The organism is Salinibacterium sp. NK8237 (genome assembly GCF_015864955.1).
Taxonomy (GTDB): Bacteria; Actinomycetota; Actinomycetes; order Actinomycetales; family Microbacteriaceae; genus Rhodoglobus.
The window spans coordinates 667,691-682,321 of the sequence record NZ_JADYWE010000001.1 but is presented as its reverse complement, the minus strand read 5'-3'; the positions used below and the strand labels follow the sequence as shown (position 1 = coordinate 682,321).

Here is a 14,631-nt window from a genome sequence, read left to right as displayed (position 1 = left end):
AGAGGCCTATGACTGGATCGTTTACTTTGGTCGACTCCCTCGCGCTGGGTGACCTGCAAGTGTTCTTAGGCCGCGCTGCCCGAGTCGATGAAGGATCGGTGCGTCTCATCGGCGGCGCTGGCGTTCTTGCCGTGTACGTTTCTGTTCTGCACCCCGCTGGGTTACTCGATCAGAGCCCCACAGTGCTGGGACTTCGCACCTTCGCTTTGTCATCAACGGATGATTTCGATGCCGTCGTTCCGGTTCGCTCACTGCTTGGCCGCATTGAAAGCGCCGTCGAGGCTTCAGCCGCTAGCTTTTCTGAGCCTGTTGCCGTCAACTTGCCGATGAGCGTCAACACCGTCACCTGGGCGGCAATTTCACCGCCGCGAGGGGGATGGGTTGCGATCGATTCTGTTCCGAGTGCTGTGCTCGAAGAAGCAGCGCGGGCAGGCATCGAAGAAGTCGCCGCAGCTATTCCCACCGGAACCGGCGAAGCGATCGTGCACAAAGTGCGCACCGAAGTGTGGGGGCGTCCGCTCGACGAACCCGACTACGTGCCCGCAGGTGCAGGGTTCGCCGCCGTTAGCTTGGGTTTTCTCGCCGACGATGAGGCCGCATCCGTCTTTGAATCTGGAGCGTGGACGCGACTGTCGACTAAGCGCGGTCACATTCTTGTGAAGCGCCGCGCCTGGTCAGTGGCTCGCTAACAACCTGGCGAGCTCATTCACGGCACCCTTAGTAGGGAACGTTTGATATGAAGTTCGTCATCTCGCTGAACACGGAGACCATGAGGATGACGCCGGCGAGGAGTGCGATGAGTTGCACCGCGATTGCTGCCCAGAGAGGCCCGAGACCCTGACCGGTGCGGCGTCGAACCACTACGGATCGTCCAATCACATAAACAATGGCGCCCAAGAAAACAAAGGCCCAGTGAAACGGTCGGTCGACGCCACGGGAGCTAAGTGCACGGCGATCAAAAATTGCGAGCGGAATGCTGAGCCCGTATACCAGCCAGCCGGTCGCTAGCGTCAGGAGATAACCAGGATCGGAGTATTGACGCAACTGAGCGGCGAAAGGATCTTCGCCCGCTACCGGGAACCAGGTTGACACATCAATCGCGAACTGGCCCGGGATCACGATCAGGGGCAGTAAGACGAGCACCCAGATTTGCCAGGTGCTAGTGGCAGCGTCGCTGAGTTCTCTGGTTGGCGCGGGAGTGTAATTTGTGGCCGGGCCGACGGTTGCCGCTGACGGGATGGTTGCGGCAGGCGTAGTTGCAGCAGGCGTGGCGCTGGCGGCTGGGCTTGGTAGCGGGGTCGCATCAGCGGGCACCGTATTGGCGGGTGCCCACTCGGTTCCGTTCCACCAGCGAGGTGCAGCTCCTCCCGCGGGGTCGCGGTACCAGCCAGCAGGGGGAAGGGGAGTCGATGCGTCAGTCACCCTGCGAGTCTAACCACGGAAAGTCGATAATGTGACATTTACTCGCTGGAGTCGCTCTTCCCTGCAACGCTCCGTCCGGCTGCCCGCCCGCTGAAGAGGCACCCGCCGAGGAAGGTGCCCTCGAGCGCACGGTAGCCGTGCATCCCTCCGCCGCCAAAACCGCTCGCTTCGCCCGCAGCCCAGAGTCCGGTGACGGGGGTGCCATCGGCTCCAAGCGCGCGGGCCGAGAGGTCAGTCTGGATGCCGCCCAAACTCTTGCGGGTAAGAATATTCAGCTTGACCGCAATGAGCGGTCCCGCTTTCGGATCGAGGATGCGGTGGGGCTTGGCCACCCGAATCAACTTGTCTCCGCGGTAGCGGCGAGCTTGGCGAATCGCATTGATTTGGGAATCTTTGGAGAACTGGTTGGTGAGTTCGCGGTCGCGCGCCTCGATCTCGCGGCGCACGTGCGGGAGGTCGATCGCGACATCCGGGGTCAGATTCTGCATGCCCGTGAGGAGTTCGTCGAGGGTGTCGGCGACGATGAAATCCGCACCGTGTTCTTTGAACGCTTCCACGGGAGCTGCCGCGCCCTTACCGAGTCGTTGCTTGAGCAGTTCGAGCACACTTTTGCCGGTGAGGTCAGGGTTTTGCTCGCTGCCGGAGAGGGCAAACTCCTTTTCGATGATGGCCTGAGTGAGCACAAACCAGGAGTGCTCGTAGCCGGTCGACAGAATGTGCTCAAGGGTGCCGAGGGTGTCGAAGCCGGGGAACAGGGGTGTCGGCAGGCGGTGGCCGGTGGCATCGAGCCACACGCTTGACGGGCCAGGGAGGATGCGGATGCCGTGCTTCGGCCACACCGGATCCCAGTTCTGTATGCCCTCGACGTAGTGCCACATGCGGTCGCCGTTGATGAGGCGAGCACCGGCTTTTTCGGTGATGCCGAGCATCCTGCCGTCGACGTGAGCAGGTACACCGCTGAGCAGGTTCTTGGGCGCAGCGCCCATCCGCTTCGGCCACTGGGCGCGCACGAGCTCGTGGCTGCCGCCGATTCCGCCCGAGGTCACGATCGTGGCGGGAGCACGGAGTTCGAAGTCGCCGATGATGGTTCGATTGCTTTCGGCACCGCGCCGGGCGTCATCCGAGGCTAATGTTGCCCCGCGAACCCCGACCACGGCACCGTTCTCGACGATGAGGTCATCGACACGGCTGCGAAAATGGAAGCTCGCGAGCCCATCGGCAACGCCCTGGCGCGCCGCAGCAATGAACGGCTCAACAACAGCGGGCCCGGTGCCCCACGTCACGTGAAATCGGGGAACCGAGTTGCCGTGCCCGAGCGCCGTATAGCCGCCGCGTTCGGCCCAACCGACGACGGGAAAGAAACCGACGCCGCGTTCGCGCAACCATTCCCGCTTCTCGCCGGCAGCGAACCTGAGATACGCCTCCGCCCACCGGCGCGGCCATTCATCTTCGTCGCGGTCGAAACCAGCGGTGCCGAACCAGTCTTGGCGGGCAAGCTCAAGTGAATCTTTGATGCCCATGCGCCGCTGTTCGGGGGAGTCAACGAGAAAAAGGCCACCGAACGACCACCACGCTTGGCCACCGAGACTCGCTTCGGGCTCCTGCTCAACAATCGCGACGCGCTTGCCGGCGTCCATCAATTCGGCGGCAGCGACGAGGCCAGACAGGCCAGCTCCGACAACGATGGCATCCAACTCGCGCGACTGCGGCATCCGTGACTCCTTCGACACTCGGTGCCGCCGACATTGGCGACCCCTGCGCTGACAGTATGCCGGTCATCCTCACAATCTGACGCAACTTTGGCGTGGAACCTTGTGCCCCGACCACGGGGTAGGTACCGTCAGATTAACTCCGAGCGACGAGGCTCGGGTCAACCTGTGATTTACCAATCGCGGTTGTGAGGATCGCTAGGGCGCAGCACATCAGCAGGCGCGCTGGCGGATCGGAGAAACGATGAGTACCACCGTGCCCGTGAAAGCCCCGATGTCTGGAGCGAAGAAGCAAACTCCTGAGTTTGTGCAACTTCTTGACCCAGACGGAAAACGGTTAAGCGACGAACTCTACGACCCCTGGGTGTCAGACGTCACCGGTGATCAGCTCGCGAGTCTCTATGAAGACCTCATCATCGTGCGCCGTATCGATACGGAAGCAACCGCTCTGCAACGTCAGGGCGAACTTGGCCTCTGGCCACCACTCCTCGGGCAAGAAGCCGCTCAAGTCGGCTCTGCCCGCACTCTGCGCCCCGACGACTTTGTCTTCTCCAGCTACCGCGAGAACGCTGTCGCGTACTGCCGCGGGGTGAAGCTGCCCGACCTTCTTCGCGTCTGGCGCGGCACGGCATCCTCCGGCTGGGATCCCTTCGAGGTCGGCATGGCGACGCCCGCTGTCATCATCGGCGCTCAGACTTTGCACGCCACCGGCTATGCCGTTGGCTGTAAGTTCGACGGCGTTGACAGCGTCTCGGTCGCTTACTTTGGCGACGGCGCTACGAGTGAGGGGGATGTCAGCGAAGCGATGGTATTCGCGGCCTCCTTCAATGCTCCCGTGATTTTCTTCTGCCAGAACAACCAGTGGGCGATTTCTGAGCCCGTGGGGCTGCAAGCCCAGCGGCCGATTGCCGACCGGGCTCCGGGGTTCGGGATTCCGAGCATCCGCGTCGATGGCAACGACGTGTTGGCCGTCATGGCGGCGACCCGCAGTGCCCTTGACCGGGCGCGCAATGGCGGCGGGCCTACTTTCATCGAGGCCGTGACGTACCGTCGCGGGCCGCACACGACCTCCGATGATCCGAGTCGCTATGTCGACCCGGTCGTTGCCAAGGAGTGGGAAGCACGCGACCCCATTGCGCGCGTGGAAGCGTTTTTGCGCAGCGAAGGGGTGCTGACCGACGAATTGGCGGCATCCATCCAAGCGCGAGCGGATGCGGTGGCGGCCGAATTCCGCGCCGGATGCTTGGCGCTCGAGAACCCAGAACCGCTCAGTGTGTTCGACAACGTCTATGCGACCGAGCACTCGGGGCTGGCGCGTCAAAAGAGCCAGTACAAGGCTTACCTTGAGGGGTTTGAAAAATGACTGAACTCACTCTTGCGAAAGCTCTCGGTTCTGGGTTGCGGCGTGCCCTCAGCGACGACGACAAAGTTGTCTTACTTGGTGAAGACATCGGCACCCTCGGAGGCGTTTTCCGCGTGACCGACGGTCTGCAGCGCGACTTCGGCAAGGAACGCGTGATCGACACCCCGCTCGCTGAAGCCGGCATCATCGGTATGGCTGTCGGCCTCGCGTTCCGTGGCTACCGGCCAGTCTGCGAAATTCAGTTCGACGGCTTCATCTATCCCGGCTTCGACCAGATCGTTGCCCAGGTGGCCAAGCTGCACTACCGCACCGCAGGCAAGGTGCGGATGCCGCTGACGATCCGTGTTCCCTATGGCGGAGGTATCGGCGCTGTCGAGCACCACTCCGAGTCACCGGAGGCGTACTTCGCGCACACCGCTGGACTGCGCGTTGTCACGTGTTCGACGCCGCAGGACGCCCACAGCATGTTGCGCGAAGCCATTGCGAGCGATGACCCGGTGCTGTTCTTTGAGCCCAAACGTCGCTACTGGACCAAGGGCGAGGTCGACGAAGACGCCACCGCTCTGCCCATGGGCAAAGCGCGCGTCGTCACCGAGGGAACCGACGTCACTCTCGTGACCTACGGCCCGCTCGTCGCCACGGCTCTGGATGCCGCAGTCGCCGCCGCCGATGACGGCGTCTCTATCGAGGTGGTTGATCTTCGCTCGCTGTCCCCGGTCGACTTCGACACTGTTGAGGCCAGCGTGCGCAAGACGGGGCGGCTCGTGATTACCCACGAGGCCTCGGAGTCTGGCGGGCTCGGTGCCGAGATCGCCGCGACGCTCACGGATCGTTGTTTCTACTATTTGGAGGCAGCGCCAGTGCGCATCACGGGCTTCGATGTGCCGTACCCGGCCGCAAAGTTGGAGGACCACTTCTTGCCTGACCTTGACCGCATCCTTGACGGTGTTGACCGTGCGCTGGGTCGCGTGAATTCACTCACCGGTTGGAGCGCGTAATGGCTGTCAAAGAGTTTGCTCTGCCCGATTTGGGTGAGGGCTTGACCGAGTCTGAGATTGTTGAATGGCATGTTGCTGTCGGCGACCTCGTGACGCTCAACCAGCCCATCGCGGAGGTCGAAACGGCGAAAGCCATCGTGTCGTTGCCGTCGCCCGTCGCGGGGATTATCTCGGCGCTGCACGCTGAGCCCGGCTCCACCGTGCAGGTCGGCACCCGCATTGTCACGTTCGAATTGGATGGTGGCTCTGGCGCCGCCCCTGACGCTGCTGGCACTCCGGCTGTCGGTGGTGCCGCTACGGACGCTGACGCTGGAACTGACGCTGGCGCAGAGAGCGCGAAAGCGGATAGCGCGGAACAGGCGCCGGTCGCTGAGGCTGCCCCTGAGCGCAACGCCGTGCTCGTCGGGTACGGTCCCGCCGTCGAGAGCGGCAAGCGCCCTATGCGCAAGCCTCGCGCCGCGCGGGCGGCATCCGCAGCCCCTTCGGCTGCGACTGTTGCGGAACCCGCGCCAACGGCCGCGCCAGCGCCTGAACCCGAGACCGCGCCACAGACGGCGCCCGAGCCTGCCGTGACATCCTCCGACGCCCGCACCAAGACGACTCCACCGGTGCGCAAGCTCGCGGCCGATCGCGGCGTCGACCTGACGCAGCTGACCGGCACGGGCCCCGAGGGCATCATCACTCGTGATGACGTGCTGAGTGCGGCGGAGCAATCGTCCGTCGCGGCGGCGACCAGCGAGGAGAGTGCGGCAGGAGCATCCGCATCGCAGACGGCGAGAGCCTTCGCGGGCACTCGTCCGCGCGAAACCCGCACGCCGATCAAGTCGGTGCGCAAGGCAACCGCGGCCGCGATGGTGGCGAGTGCGTTCACGGCGCCCCACGTCACCGAATTCTTGACGATCGATGTCACGCGCACGGTGGAGCTGGTAGCGAAGCTGAAGGCGAAGGGCACCGCAGCATCCGTTCTCTCCGTTGTCGCGAAGGCGCTGTGCATTGGAGTGGCGCGTCATCCGTCGCTGAATTCGCGGTGGGATGCCGAAGCTAATGAAATCGTCGAGTTCGGTTATATCAACTTGGGTATTGCTGTCGCGACGCCACGGGGCCTGATGGTGCCGAACCTCAAGGATGCGGATGCCATGAGCCTCGCCGAGCTCACTGAGGCGATTGGCGACTTGGCGCGTAATGCGCGAGCGAGCAAAGCAACTCCGGCATCGCTCAATGGTGGAACTATTTCGATCACCAACGTGGGCATCTTCGGTATCGACGCGGGCACCCCCATCCTGAACCCCGGGGAAGCCGCGATTCTGGCGATGGGTGCTGTTCGCAGGATGCCGTGGGAACACCACGGCGACATCGCCCTACGCGACGTCATGACGCTGAGCCTCTCGTTCGATCACCGCCTCGTTGATGGCGAGCAAGGAGCCCGTTTCTTGACCGATGTTGGTTCGATTCTGAACGATCCCGGCACGGTTCTGTCGATGGTGTGAAAGCAGCGGCGGCCGCAACAGGTAAGAATGGTCTTATGACCGAGAATCTCGACCCTGCTGCGGCCACCCCTTCTTCACGCGCGCCACGCGCTCCGCGCCGCCTGTTGGTTGGTGTTTTCGCGCTCGCCGCTTTTGTGATTGCGGCAGACCAGCTCAGCAAGTGGTGGGCTGAAACCAATCTCGGTGGCGGCATCAACATCCCCATCATTGGTGATCTGTTGTCGTTCCAGCTGGTCTACAACCCCGGCGCTGCCTTCTCGCTTGCCGAGGAATACACCTGGGTGCTCACGATCATTGCGGCGCTCGCCGTGGTCGCGATCACGTGGTACGCGTGGACAGTTCAGTCCCGCGCTTGGGCGATCGCGCTCGGCATGCTCCTCGGCGGTGCCATCACTCACCTCGGTGACCGCCTGTTCCGTGACCCCGGTTTTGCGCGCGGTCACGTTGTCGACTTCATCAACTACAACGGCTACTTCATTGGCAACATCGCCGACATTGCCCTTGTGGGCGGTGCGATCATGATCGTCATCATTTCCCTCATGGGAATCGCCGCTAAGCCCGAACCCGTCGCGAGCAGCGACGCGGATGCTCCGGCGGAAGCAACGACCACCGAATGACCGATCTCAGCCTGCGCATGCCCAACACGCGTCTGCGGGCAGTGCTCAACCTCGGAACGCAGCGCTCACCGGCGCTCGACCTCCCGCCTGCGCTGAAAGCTCCGGAGCTCTTTGGCGACTGGGATGACGAGGCTCAGGTGAGCGATCTCTACGTTGAGTATCCCGATGGGCAACTGCACTTCGAAACAACGAGTGCGGGCAGCGATCACCATTTCCACACTCCGGCCGGTGAGCATCGCGGCTCGAGCCCCTGGTCGGCTAACGACACCCGTGTGCTCCTGCAGTGGGCAACGCAGCTTGCCAGCGCCTTTCACTCTCTGCTGCCAAAGCTGCTCGACGACATCACCCAGGCTGCGGCTTGGCACGATGCCGGGCTCGATCTCTACATTTGCGAGGTCGAAGAGCCAGTGCAGCTCGATCTGCTCGAGATCGAGGTCGAGGGAGAGCTCTTGACGCTCCCGTGGCTCGGTGCCGGCACAGTGACGCACGACCACATCGAGGGCGAGAATCATCCGATTGCGCTGCTCTGGGGCGCAGCTGAGTCAGAGCCCGACCGACCGATTGCTCAAGCGTGGACTGATCCGCGCACGGGCGAGCCCCGCTCTCAAGCGGTGCCCGGTATCGACTGGAACGTCATTGGGCTTGCTGCCGAAGAGGTCTTGCCGTGGCTCGAGGGTATTTACCTCAACCACCATGTGATTCCGGATGCCGCGGGCACGCTCTTGAACGCAGTCTTGCGGCGTCTGGGCGGCCTGTCTTCAGACCGCGCCTCGTCGTAGCGCTTCGTAACGCTTTGTAGCTAGTCGAAGCTGATCGACGGCTCGTCGCTGACAGACAACGTCAGCACGGCCTTCTTGATCAGATCATTACCCTCGATCGAGCGTTCGAGCTCACGCAGTTGACGTGCGACTTCTTCTTCGCGGTGGTTGCCCTCCAGGTCGATGGCTGCCACGACGAACAGTTGTGACGGGCCCACAAATTCGAGGTGCAGGTAGGTGACGCGACTGATTTCGGGATGCTCGGCGAGAGCCCGCCCGGCTACAGCGCGAGCAGCATCGCCCGGCGTTTGACCGACGAGGAACCGGCGGTTGCGGTTGATGAGAACGATCGCAACCACACCGAGAAGGAGGCCGATCGCGAGCGAACCAACGGCATCCCACACTGAATTGCCCGTGAGCTGGTGCAGCAGGATGCCGAAGAAGGCGATGGTGAGGCCGATCAGGGCGGCAGCATCTTCGGCCAGCACCGCACGAAGGGTCGTGTTGGAACTGTTGAGCGCATATTCGAGGGTGCGGCGGCCGAAGCGCGCGGCTCCCTTTTTGGCTTGGACCATCGACTGCACGAAGGACACGCCTTCGAGCACAGCAGCGATCGCGAGCACGAGGTAGGCGATCCCGAAGTCGCTCGCCGGTTCAGGATCAATGAGTTCGGAGATTCCATGCTGCACCGAGACAACAGCGCCCGCGGTGAACAAACCAACGGCCGCGAAGAGTGACCAGACGTAGGTCTCACGCCCGAATCCCAGCGGATGGCTCGCGTCGGCTGGCTTCACCGCTCGCCGTTCGGCAATGAGGAGAAAGATCTCATTGCCGGCGTCGGCCCACGAGTGTGCGGACTCGGCGAGCATTGAGGCCGAGCCGGTAATCAATGCTGCGATCGATTTCGCAATTGCTACGAGAAGGTTGGCAACGAAGGCGACCACGACGGTGCGCACTTGTGCTGTTTTCTTAGGAGCGTCACTCATAGTTACACGCTAGTACCGTGGCTCCTCGCCGCAGTACGCAGGGCTGGTCGATCAGCGCCGAGCGCTGCGTCAGTCTCCGACTGCACCGGCGATCCTGGTGCCGCCCCGGACTTGAAAACGAAGCGTCGCTGCACCTGGAAACTGATGATGTAGAGCGTGACGTCGGAGAAGACCTTGGCGATGACGAGCGGAACGCCCCAGTCGACGAGCACCGAGAGCCACACGTAGCTGGAGGCGACGAGCGCGAGCGCCAGGATGACGTAGCGCAGGGCATCCCGGGCCACATGGTCACGATTGCTGGAGTTGAACACGAGGTGGCGGTTGATAAGGAAGTTCACGGAGGCGCTCACGAGCCGAGCGCCGACGACAGACACGAGCAGCGACTGCGTGAGGGCAAAGAGGATGAAGAGGCCGATCGCGTCAATCAGGAAGGCCGCCAGCGATGAGGAGATGTAGCGCAGCAGTGGCGCGAACACTTTCACCGAATCAACGATCGGGCGAAAGTGCGAGGAGGCATTGTGCTGCAAGTAGACCGTCTCAATCTCGATTTCTTCGATGCGGATGCCGGCCGAACGCGTTGCCAGCAACGCGTTCAGTTCGTACTCGAACCGTTCGCCCTTGATGCTCAGCAGCCACTCGAGCATTGAAGCGGGGTAGCCGCGCAGCCCTGTTTGAGTATCGCGCACGGCAACACCGGTGGCGAATTTGAAGGCGGCGCGCGAAACGGCGTTGCCGAAGCGGCTACGAGTGGGAACGTCGCCAGCAAAGGCGCGTCCGCCGAGAACCATGGCGCCGTCGGACGCCTGCAGTTGGGCAACAACGCGCAGGATGTCGCTCACTTTGTGCTGTCCGTCGCTGTCGGCGCACACAAGGGCTTCGCCCGGATAGTTGTCGCGGATGTGGCGGAAGCCGAGTTTGAGGGCGTGGCCTTTGCCGCGATTGTCGTCGTAGCCGATCACCTCAGCGCCAACGCGCTGCACGGCAGCGAACAGGTTGGCATAGGCCGGGCCGCTGCCGTCATCCACGATGACAACGCGGAGCAGAGGGGCAGTCGCACGCAGATCGCACACGAGTTGCACGAGGCGGTCATCCGGTTCGAAAGAGGGGATGAGGATGATCATGATGCGGCTCCCACGTAGAGGATGTCTGAGGTTTCGCGTTCTCCGCCATTGGACGGTTGGTTGATGACAGTGCCGTTGAAGTACATGGTCGAGGAGCCGCCACCGTCGAGGTTGTAGGCGGTAGTGGCACCGAGATCTTGCATGATGACGGCCAGGTCGGGCAGGGTCACGCCGGCGCTGTAGCCGGGGTCGCGGCCGTCGACGACAACGAAGACGAGGTGGTTGTCGTCGATCACGCCGACCGCAGTGCGGGGCTGTTCGCCCTGGATGGAGTGATTGCCGAAGTTGGTGTCGATCTCGACGTTCTCAATACCGGCAACGACATCGCCGTCTTCGACGATTGCGGGCCCGAAGGAGAGCGTGTTCCAGACGCCGTCGGCGATCAGCTCGTCGGCAGAGGTGGTGGTTTCGTCATAGACCTCGACGCTGCCGTCGAGGTAGAACGCGAGCCCATCGCGGGCCGGTTCGTCGCGGTAGGTGACACCGTTGCGGATGACGATGCCGGTGTCGCGAAAGCCGTAGTAGTCGCCGTTGATGGCGAAGATCGCATCGTGCTCAGCCGCGATGGACGAGGTGAGATCGATGATGTTCTCACCGAAGCTGTTCTGGGCAAACGCTGACCGCAGGGCGGTGGCATCCGTCAGTTCGACATCCGCGACGTAGTAGGTGACGGTATCGGCACCGCTGCCGGAGACGACCGTCGAGATTGTGACGTTGGCGTCGTCGGAGGTATAGCTGGTGTCGGTAAGAACGGGCTCGGTCGTCGCTGCGGCCGTCGGCTCGGTACTCGTCGTGGTGGTGCTGTTGTCGGCTTCGTACTGCGCGACGTCAGAAATCTCGACGTGCTCGATGACAAATCGATCGAGAGCCCACGCAGCGGTGCTGCCCAGACCGAGCACGAGCACCAGCACGGAGCCGATGACGATGTGCCGTTTTCTCAGAGGTTTCTTTCGCATGGTCCCAGTGAATGACGAGTTGCTATCGCGACCTCATGAACTAGCTGTGAGCCTGCAAGGAGCCGCCAGAGAGTCTGCTTTGAAGACAAAGAAGGGCCTGCGACCGATCAGTCGCAGGCCCTTCGTCCTCGGGGGAGGTGCTGGGTGGTGGTTAGTCGTCGGTAGGTGCTTCTTCGACCGCGTCAGCGTCCTCATCACGGTTGGGTCGGTCTGCGACGTCGCCGCGATCGCCGTGGCCCGCGCGGGCGCCCGGGGTGCCTTCGCTGTCGCCGTCGCCGCCGCCGACGCGTTCGTCGCCCGAAGCTTCCCTGGCGGCTTCGCGGTCAGTTCGAATGTCCGCAAGTGCGGTGGTTACCGCGTCTTCGTCAACGTTGAGTTCGGCAGCGAGAGCCGTCACGAACGCGGCCTGGCGGGCATCCTTGGCGGCCATCTTTTCATCGGCGGTCGCGTCTTTATCGAGCGTTGTTTCGGATGGTTCGGTTGCGTCCCGCACAGCAGTCACGGCATCAGAGACTTCAGTTTCGGTGAGTCCGAGTGCGGTCGCGAGAGTTGCAGCATCAATGTGGGCACCGCCCTGGCCGTGACCGCGAGCAGCACGGTCGCCGGTGGCGGAAGTGCCCGATTCAGAGGCGCTTGAGCTGGAGGTGGCGGTCGTGAGAGTCTCGGCCTGAGCGGGCAGGGCCACTGCGAGTCCGACGCACGATGCCAAAACTACTCCGGCCGCTCCTGCAATCATTGTCTTCTTCATGGTTGATCCTTTTCGTCATTTCCGGAATCTCCGGTGTACGAAACCAACACTGCGGGCCGGGTCTATCAAGGCACTGTGCTGGCACTGCACGCCCCGTGGGGAAGTGCTGATGTAACCCAATGAGGCGGCTATGCGCGGCGCTGAGTTCGGCCGCGGGATGCCGGCGGCTGGCCGGCGTCGAGAGCGGCTACGCGTCGAGGGCGGCTAGCGCCATCCGCTCGAGCACGGCACTGGTGGCGCCGGCCCGCCCGCTGTGGGGAGTGGAGTTGATGAGCCCGAAGGTGGCGTGGGCGCGGGTGCGCAGCTCGGTGGTCGCGGCATCCGGATGAAGTTGAGAGAGCACGCCAACCCACAGCTCGACGTAGCTGCGCTGCAGGGCGCGCACCTCGTGTTGGTCGCTGGCGGTCAGGCTGTCGAGGTCGCGATCTTGAACCCGGATGACGTCGGCATTGCCGAGCGCAAACTCCACATGAAACTGAACGAGGCTTTCGAGCGCGGCTCGCGGTGTGGCGGCGTGCTCGATCACGTTCTGGGCTCCGCGGCACAGGTTGGAGCTGGCATCCACAAGCATCGCGGCGAGCACGTCTTGTTTGCCGTCGAAGTGGCGGTACACAGCGGGGCCGCTCACGCCGGCGGCGGAACCGAGTTCTTCGAGCGAGACGCGCGTGAAGCCGCGCTCGGCGAAGAGGCTGGCGGCGGCGTCGAGGAGAGCCTCGCGGCGGTCGGCCTTCGCTTGGCTTCGCGGAGTTGGCGTCTCGTTCATGTTCTGAGTCTAGACAGTTCGGTTAATGCTCGCTAACCTAAATTCAGTTAGTAATGACTAACCCAAGTGGCCACAAGCTGCGATGAACGAAGGTGTTCGATGGAGAAGATTTCCACGGCCGCTCAACCGTCTCACCCGACGTTTGCGGCTAACGAAGAGTCAATGCGCGGCCTTGTCGAGCAATTGCGCGAACGACTCGCGACGACGGCTCTCGGTGGCTCGGAGAAGTCTCGCGAACGCCACGTCTCCCGCGGCAAGCTGTTGCCTCGCGACCGAGTCGATGAACTGCTCGATGAGGGCAGCCCTTTCATTGAGATCGCCCCGCTCGCCGCGAATGGAATTTACGACGACCAGGCTCCCGGCGCTGGCGTTATTGCCGGTATCGGCCTCATCCACTCTCGCCCCGTGCTCGTGATCTCCAACGACGCGACGGTCAAGGGCGGCACCTACTTTCCGCTCACGGTGAAGAAGCATTTGCGGGCGCAAGAGATCGCGCTCGAAAACAAGCTTCCGTGCGTGTACCTCGTCGATTCAGGCGGCGCGTTTCTCCCGATGCAAGACGAAGTCTTTCCCGACCGCGACCACTTCGGGCGCATCTTCTACAACCAGGCTCGACTGTCGGCCGCGGGCATCCCGCAGATCGCCTCGGTCATGGGATCGTGCACCGCGGGTGGTGCCTACGTTCCCGCGATGAGCGACGAGACGATCATCGTGCGCAATCAGGGCACGATCTTCTTGGGCGGCCCGCCGCTCGTGAAGGCCGCCATCGGCGAGATCGTCACGGCCGAAGAACTCGGCGGGGGAGATGTGCACGCGCGCACCTCGGGCGTCACCGACCACCTCGCCGACGACGACCGTCACGCGCTCGAAATTGTGCGGGACATCATCAAGACGATCCCCAAGCCTGCCGCTCCCGCGTGGGATGTTGTCGCCTCGCGGCCTCCCGCCGTCAACCCTGACGAGCTCTACGGGGTCGTACCCACTGACGTGCAAAGCCCCTACGAAGTGCGCGAAGTGATCGCCCGGCTCGTCGACGGTAGCGAGTTCCACGAGTTCAAGAAGGAATACGGCACGACGCTCATCACCGGGTTTGCGACGCTGCACGGGCATCCGATCGGCATCGTTGCTAACGCCGGGGTGCTGTTCAGCGAATCGGCGCTCAAGGGCGCGCACTTCATCGAGCTGTGCGACCAGCGCGGCATCCCGTTGCTGTTCCTGCAGAACATTTCGGGCTTCATGGTCGGCAAGGAATATGAGGCCGGCGGCATCGCTAAGAACGGCGCCAAGATGGTGACCGCGGTCGCCACGACGCGCGTTCCCAAGTTCACGGTCGTGATCGGCGGCTCGTTCGGTGCCGGAAACTATTCGATGTGTGGCCGCTCGTATTCACCGCGCTTCTTGTGGATGTGGCCCAACGCCCGCATCTCGGTCATGGGCGGCCCGCAGGCTGCTGCTGTGCTTTCCACGGTGCGCCGCGATCAGCTCGGCGAAGACGCCTTCACCGACGATGACAAGGCCGAGTTCGAGAAGCCCATCCGCGAGCAGTACGAACGCCAGGGCAGCCCCTACTATTCGACAGCTCGCCTGTGGGATGACGGAATCATTGACCCCAAAGACACCAGAGACGTGCTCGGCATGGCCCTCGACATCGCCGCGGCCACCCCGCTGCCTGAACCGGGCTTCGGCCTCTTCCGGATGTGATT

At 63.1% G+C, this 14,631-nt stretch carries 14 protein-coding genes; 7 read left to right on the top strand and 7 right to left on the bottom strand.

All coding sequences use genetic code 11. The annotated features are described in order from the left end of the window. The first annotated feature begins 8 nt into the window (after positions 1-8). Entirely contained in the window at positions 9-689 is a 681-nt protein-coding gene (locus tag I6E56_RS03260) for a hypothetical protein (protein ID WP_197124170.1), read from the top strand. 28 nt (positions 690-717) lie between these two features. Here the strand turns inward: I6E56_RS03260 and I6E56_RS03255 are convergent, their stop codons facing one another. Then, positions 718-1,422, bottom strand: a complete 705-nt coding sequence (locus I6E56_RS03255; protein WP_197136007.1) for a DUF2510 domain-containing protein — start codon at positions 1,420-1,422, stop codon at positions 718-720. A 38-nt stretch (positions 1,423-1,460) separates the two neighbouring features. Continuing rightward, positions 1,461-3,134: an FAD-binding dehydrogenase gene (locus I6E56_RS03250; RefSeq protein WP_197136006.1), complete on the bottom strand. Its 1,674-nt coding sequence runs from the start codon at positions 3,132-3,134 to the stop codon at positions 1,461-1,463. Positions 3,135-3,375: 241 nt separating this feature from the next. Between I6E56_RS03250 and pdhA the strand changes: the two genes are divergently transcribed. From pdhA to I6E56_RS03225, 5 genes are read left to right on the top strand one after another with little or no spacing between them, the layout of a single operon-like run. Beyond that, complete coding sequence (pdhA, locus tag I6E56_RS03245; protein ID WP_197136005.1) at positions 3,376-4,494, top strand: pyruvate dehydrogenase (acetyl-transferring) E1 component subunit alpha; 1,119 nt, start codon at positions 3,376-3,378, stop codon at positions 4,492-4,494. Then, positions 4,491-5,492 (top strand): alpha-ketoacid dehydrogenase subunit beta, encoded by a 1,002-nt coding sequence (locus I6E56_RS03240; protein WP_197136004.1) that lies wholly within the window; start codon positions 4,491-4,493, stop codon positions 5,490-5,492. Before pdhA ends, I6E56_RS03240 begins: the two co-directional genes overlap by 4 nt. Next, entirely contained in the window at positions 5,492-6,979 is a 1,488-nt protein-coding gene (locus tag I6E56_RS03235; protein WP_197136002.1) for a dihydrolipoamide acetyltransferase family protein, read from the top strand. Before I6E56_RS03240 ends, I6E56_RS03235 begins: the two co-directional genes overlap by 1 nt. A 35-nt stretch (positions 6,980-7,014) precedes the next feature. Beyond that, positions 7,015-7,596, top strand: coding sequence for a signal peptidase II (locus I6E56_RS03230; RefSeq protein WP_231606224.1), 582 nt, complete (start codon positions 7,015-7,017; stop codon positions 7,594-7,596). After that, positions 7,593-8,375: a hypothetical protein gene (locus I6E56_RS03225; RefSeq protein WP_197136001.1), complete on the top strand. Its 783-nt coding sequence runs from the start codon at positions 7,593-7,595 to the stop codon at positions 8,373-8,375. Before I6E56_RS03230 ends, I6E56_RS03225 begins: the two co-directional genes overlap by 4 nt. Positions 8,376-8,395: 20 nt before the next feature. On the opposite strand, the gene I6E56_RS03220 is transcribed toward I6E56_RS03225, so the two are convergent. From I6E56_RS03220 to I6E56_RS03200, 5 genes are all read right to left on the bottom strand, one after another. Further along, entirely contained in the window at positions 8,396-9,340 is a 945-nt protein-coding gene (locus I6E56_RS03220) for a cation diffusion facilitator family transporter (RefSeq protein ID WP_197124183.1), read from the bottom strand. 2 nt (positions 9,341-9,342) lie between these two features. Further along, complete coding sequence (locus I6E56_RS03215; protein ID WP_197135999.1) at positions 9,343-10,461, bottom strand: bifunctional glycosyltransferase family 2/GtrA family protein; 1,119 nt, start codon at positions 10,459-10,461, stop codon at positions 9,343-9,345. Further along, a complete protein-coding gene (locus I6E56_RS03210; protein WP_197135998.1) occupies positions 10,458-11,417 on the bottom strand; it encodes a phosphodiester glycosidase family protein in 960 nt (319 codons plus the stop codon). The genes I6E56_RS03215 and I6E56_RS03210 overlap by 4 nt, the downstream gene beginning before the upstream one ends. Before the next feature lie 151 nt (positions 11,418-11,568). Continuing rightward, complete coding sequence (locus I6E56_RS03205) at positions 11,569-12,165, bottom strand: hypothetical protein (RefSeq protein ID WP_197135997.1); 597 nt, start codon at positions 12,163-12,165, stop codon at positions 11,569-11,571. Positions 12,166-12,352: 187 nt separating this feature from the next. Further along, positions 12,353-12,928: a TetR/AcrR family transcriptional regulator gene (locus tag I6E56_RS03200; RefSeq protein ID WP_197135995.1), complete on the bottom strand. Its 576-nt coding sequence runs from the start codon at positions 12,926-12,928 to the stop codon at positions 12,353-12,355. Between the two features lie 99 nt (positions 12,929-13,027). Between I6E56_RS03200 and I6E56_RS03195 the strand changes: the two genes are divergently transcribed. Next, positions 13,028-14,629, top strand: coding sequence for a carboxyl transferase domain-containing protein (locus I6E56_RS03195; RefSeq protein WP_197135993.1), 1,602 nt, complete (start codon positions 13,028-13,030; stop codon positions 14,627-14,629). Positions 14,630-14,631 lie beyond the last annotated feature (2 nt).

Coding starts and splice junctions, on each gene's coding strand:
- I6E56_RS03235 (WP_197136002.1), top strand. CDS start 5,492: ATGGCTGTCAAAGAGTTTGCTCTGCCCGATTTGGGTGAGGGCTTGACC.
- I6E56_RS03240 (WP_197136004.1), top strand. CDS start 4,491: ATGACTGAACTCACTCTTGCGAAAGCTCTCGGTTCTGGGTTGCGGCGT.
- I6E56_RS03205 (WP_197135997.1), bottom strand. CDS start 12,165: ATGAAGAAGACAATGATTGCAGGAGCGGCCGGAGTAGTTTTGGCATCG.
- pdhA (WP_197136005.1), top strand. CDS start 3,376: ATGAGTACCACCGTGCCCGTGAAAGCCCCGATGTCTGGAGCGAAGAAG.
- I6E56_RS03210 (WP_197135998.1), bottom strand. CDS start 11,417: ATGCGAAAGAAACCTCTGAGAAAACGGCACATCGTCATCGGCTCCGTG.
- I6E56_RS03215 (WP_197135999.1), bottom strand. CDS start 10,461: ATGATCATCCTCATCCCCTCTTTCGAACCGGATGACCGCCTCGTGCAA.
- I6E56_RS03225 (WP_197136001.1), top strand. CDS start 7,593: ATGACCGATCTCAGCCTGCGCATGCCCAACACGCGTCTGCGGGCAGTG.
- I6E56_RS03230 (WP_231606224.1), top strand. CDS start 7,015: ATGACCGAGAATCTCGACCCTGCTGCGGCCACCCCTTCTTCACGCGCG.
- I6E56_RS03250 (WP_197136006.1), bottom strand. CDS start 3,134: ATGCCGCAGTCGCGCGAGTTGGATGCCATCGTTGTCGGAGCTGGCCTG.
- I6E56_RS03260 (WP_197124170.1), top strand. CDS start 9: ATGACTGGATCGTTTACTTTGGTCGACTCCCTCGCGCTGGGTGACCTG.
- I6E56_RS03200 (WP_197135995.1), bottom strand. CDS start 12,928: ATGAACGAGACGCCAACTCCGCGAAGCCAAGCGAAGGCCGACCGCCGC.
- I6E56_RS03220 (WP_197124183.1), bottom strand. CDS start 9,340: ATGAGTGACGCTCCTAAGAAAACAGCACAAGTGCGCACCGTCGTGGTC.
- I6E56_RS03195 (WP_197135993.1), top strand. CDS start 13,028: ATGGAGAAGATTTCCACGGCCGCTCAACCGTCTCACCCGACGTTTGCG.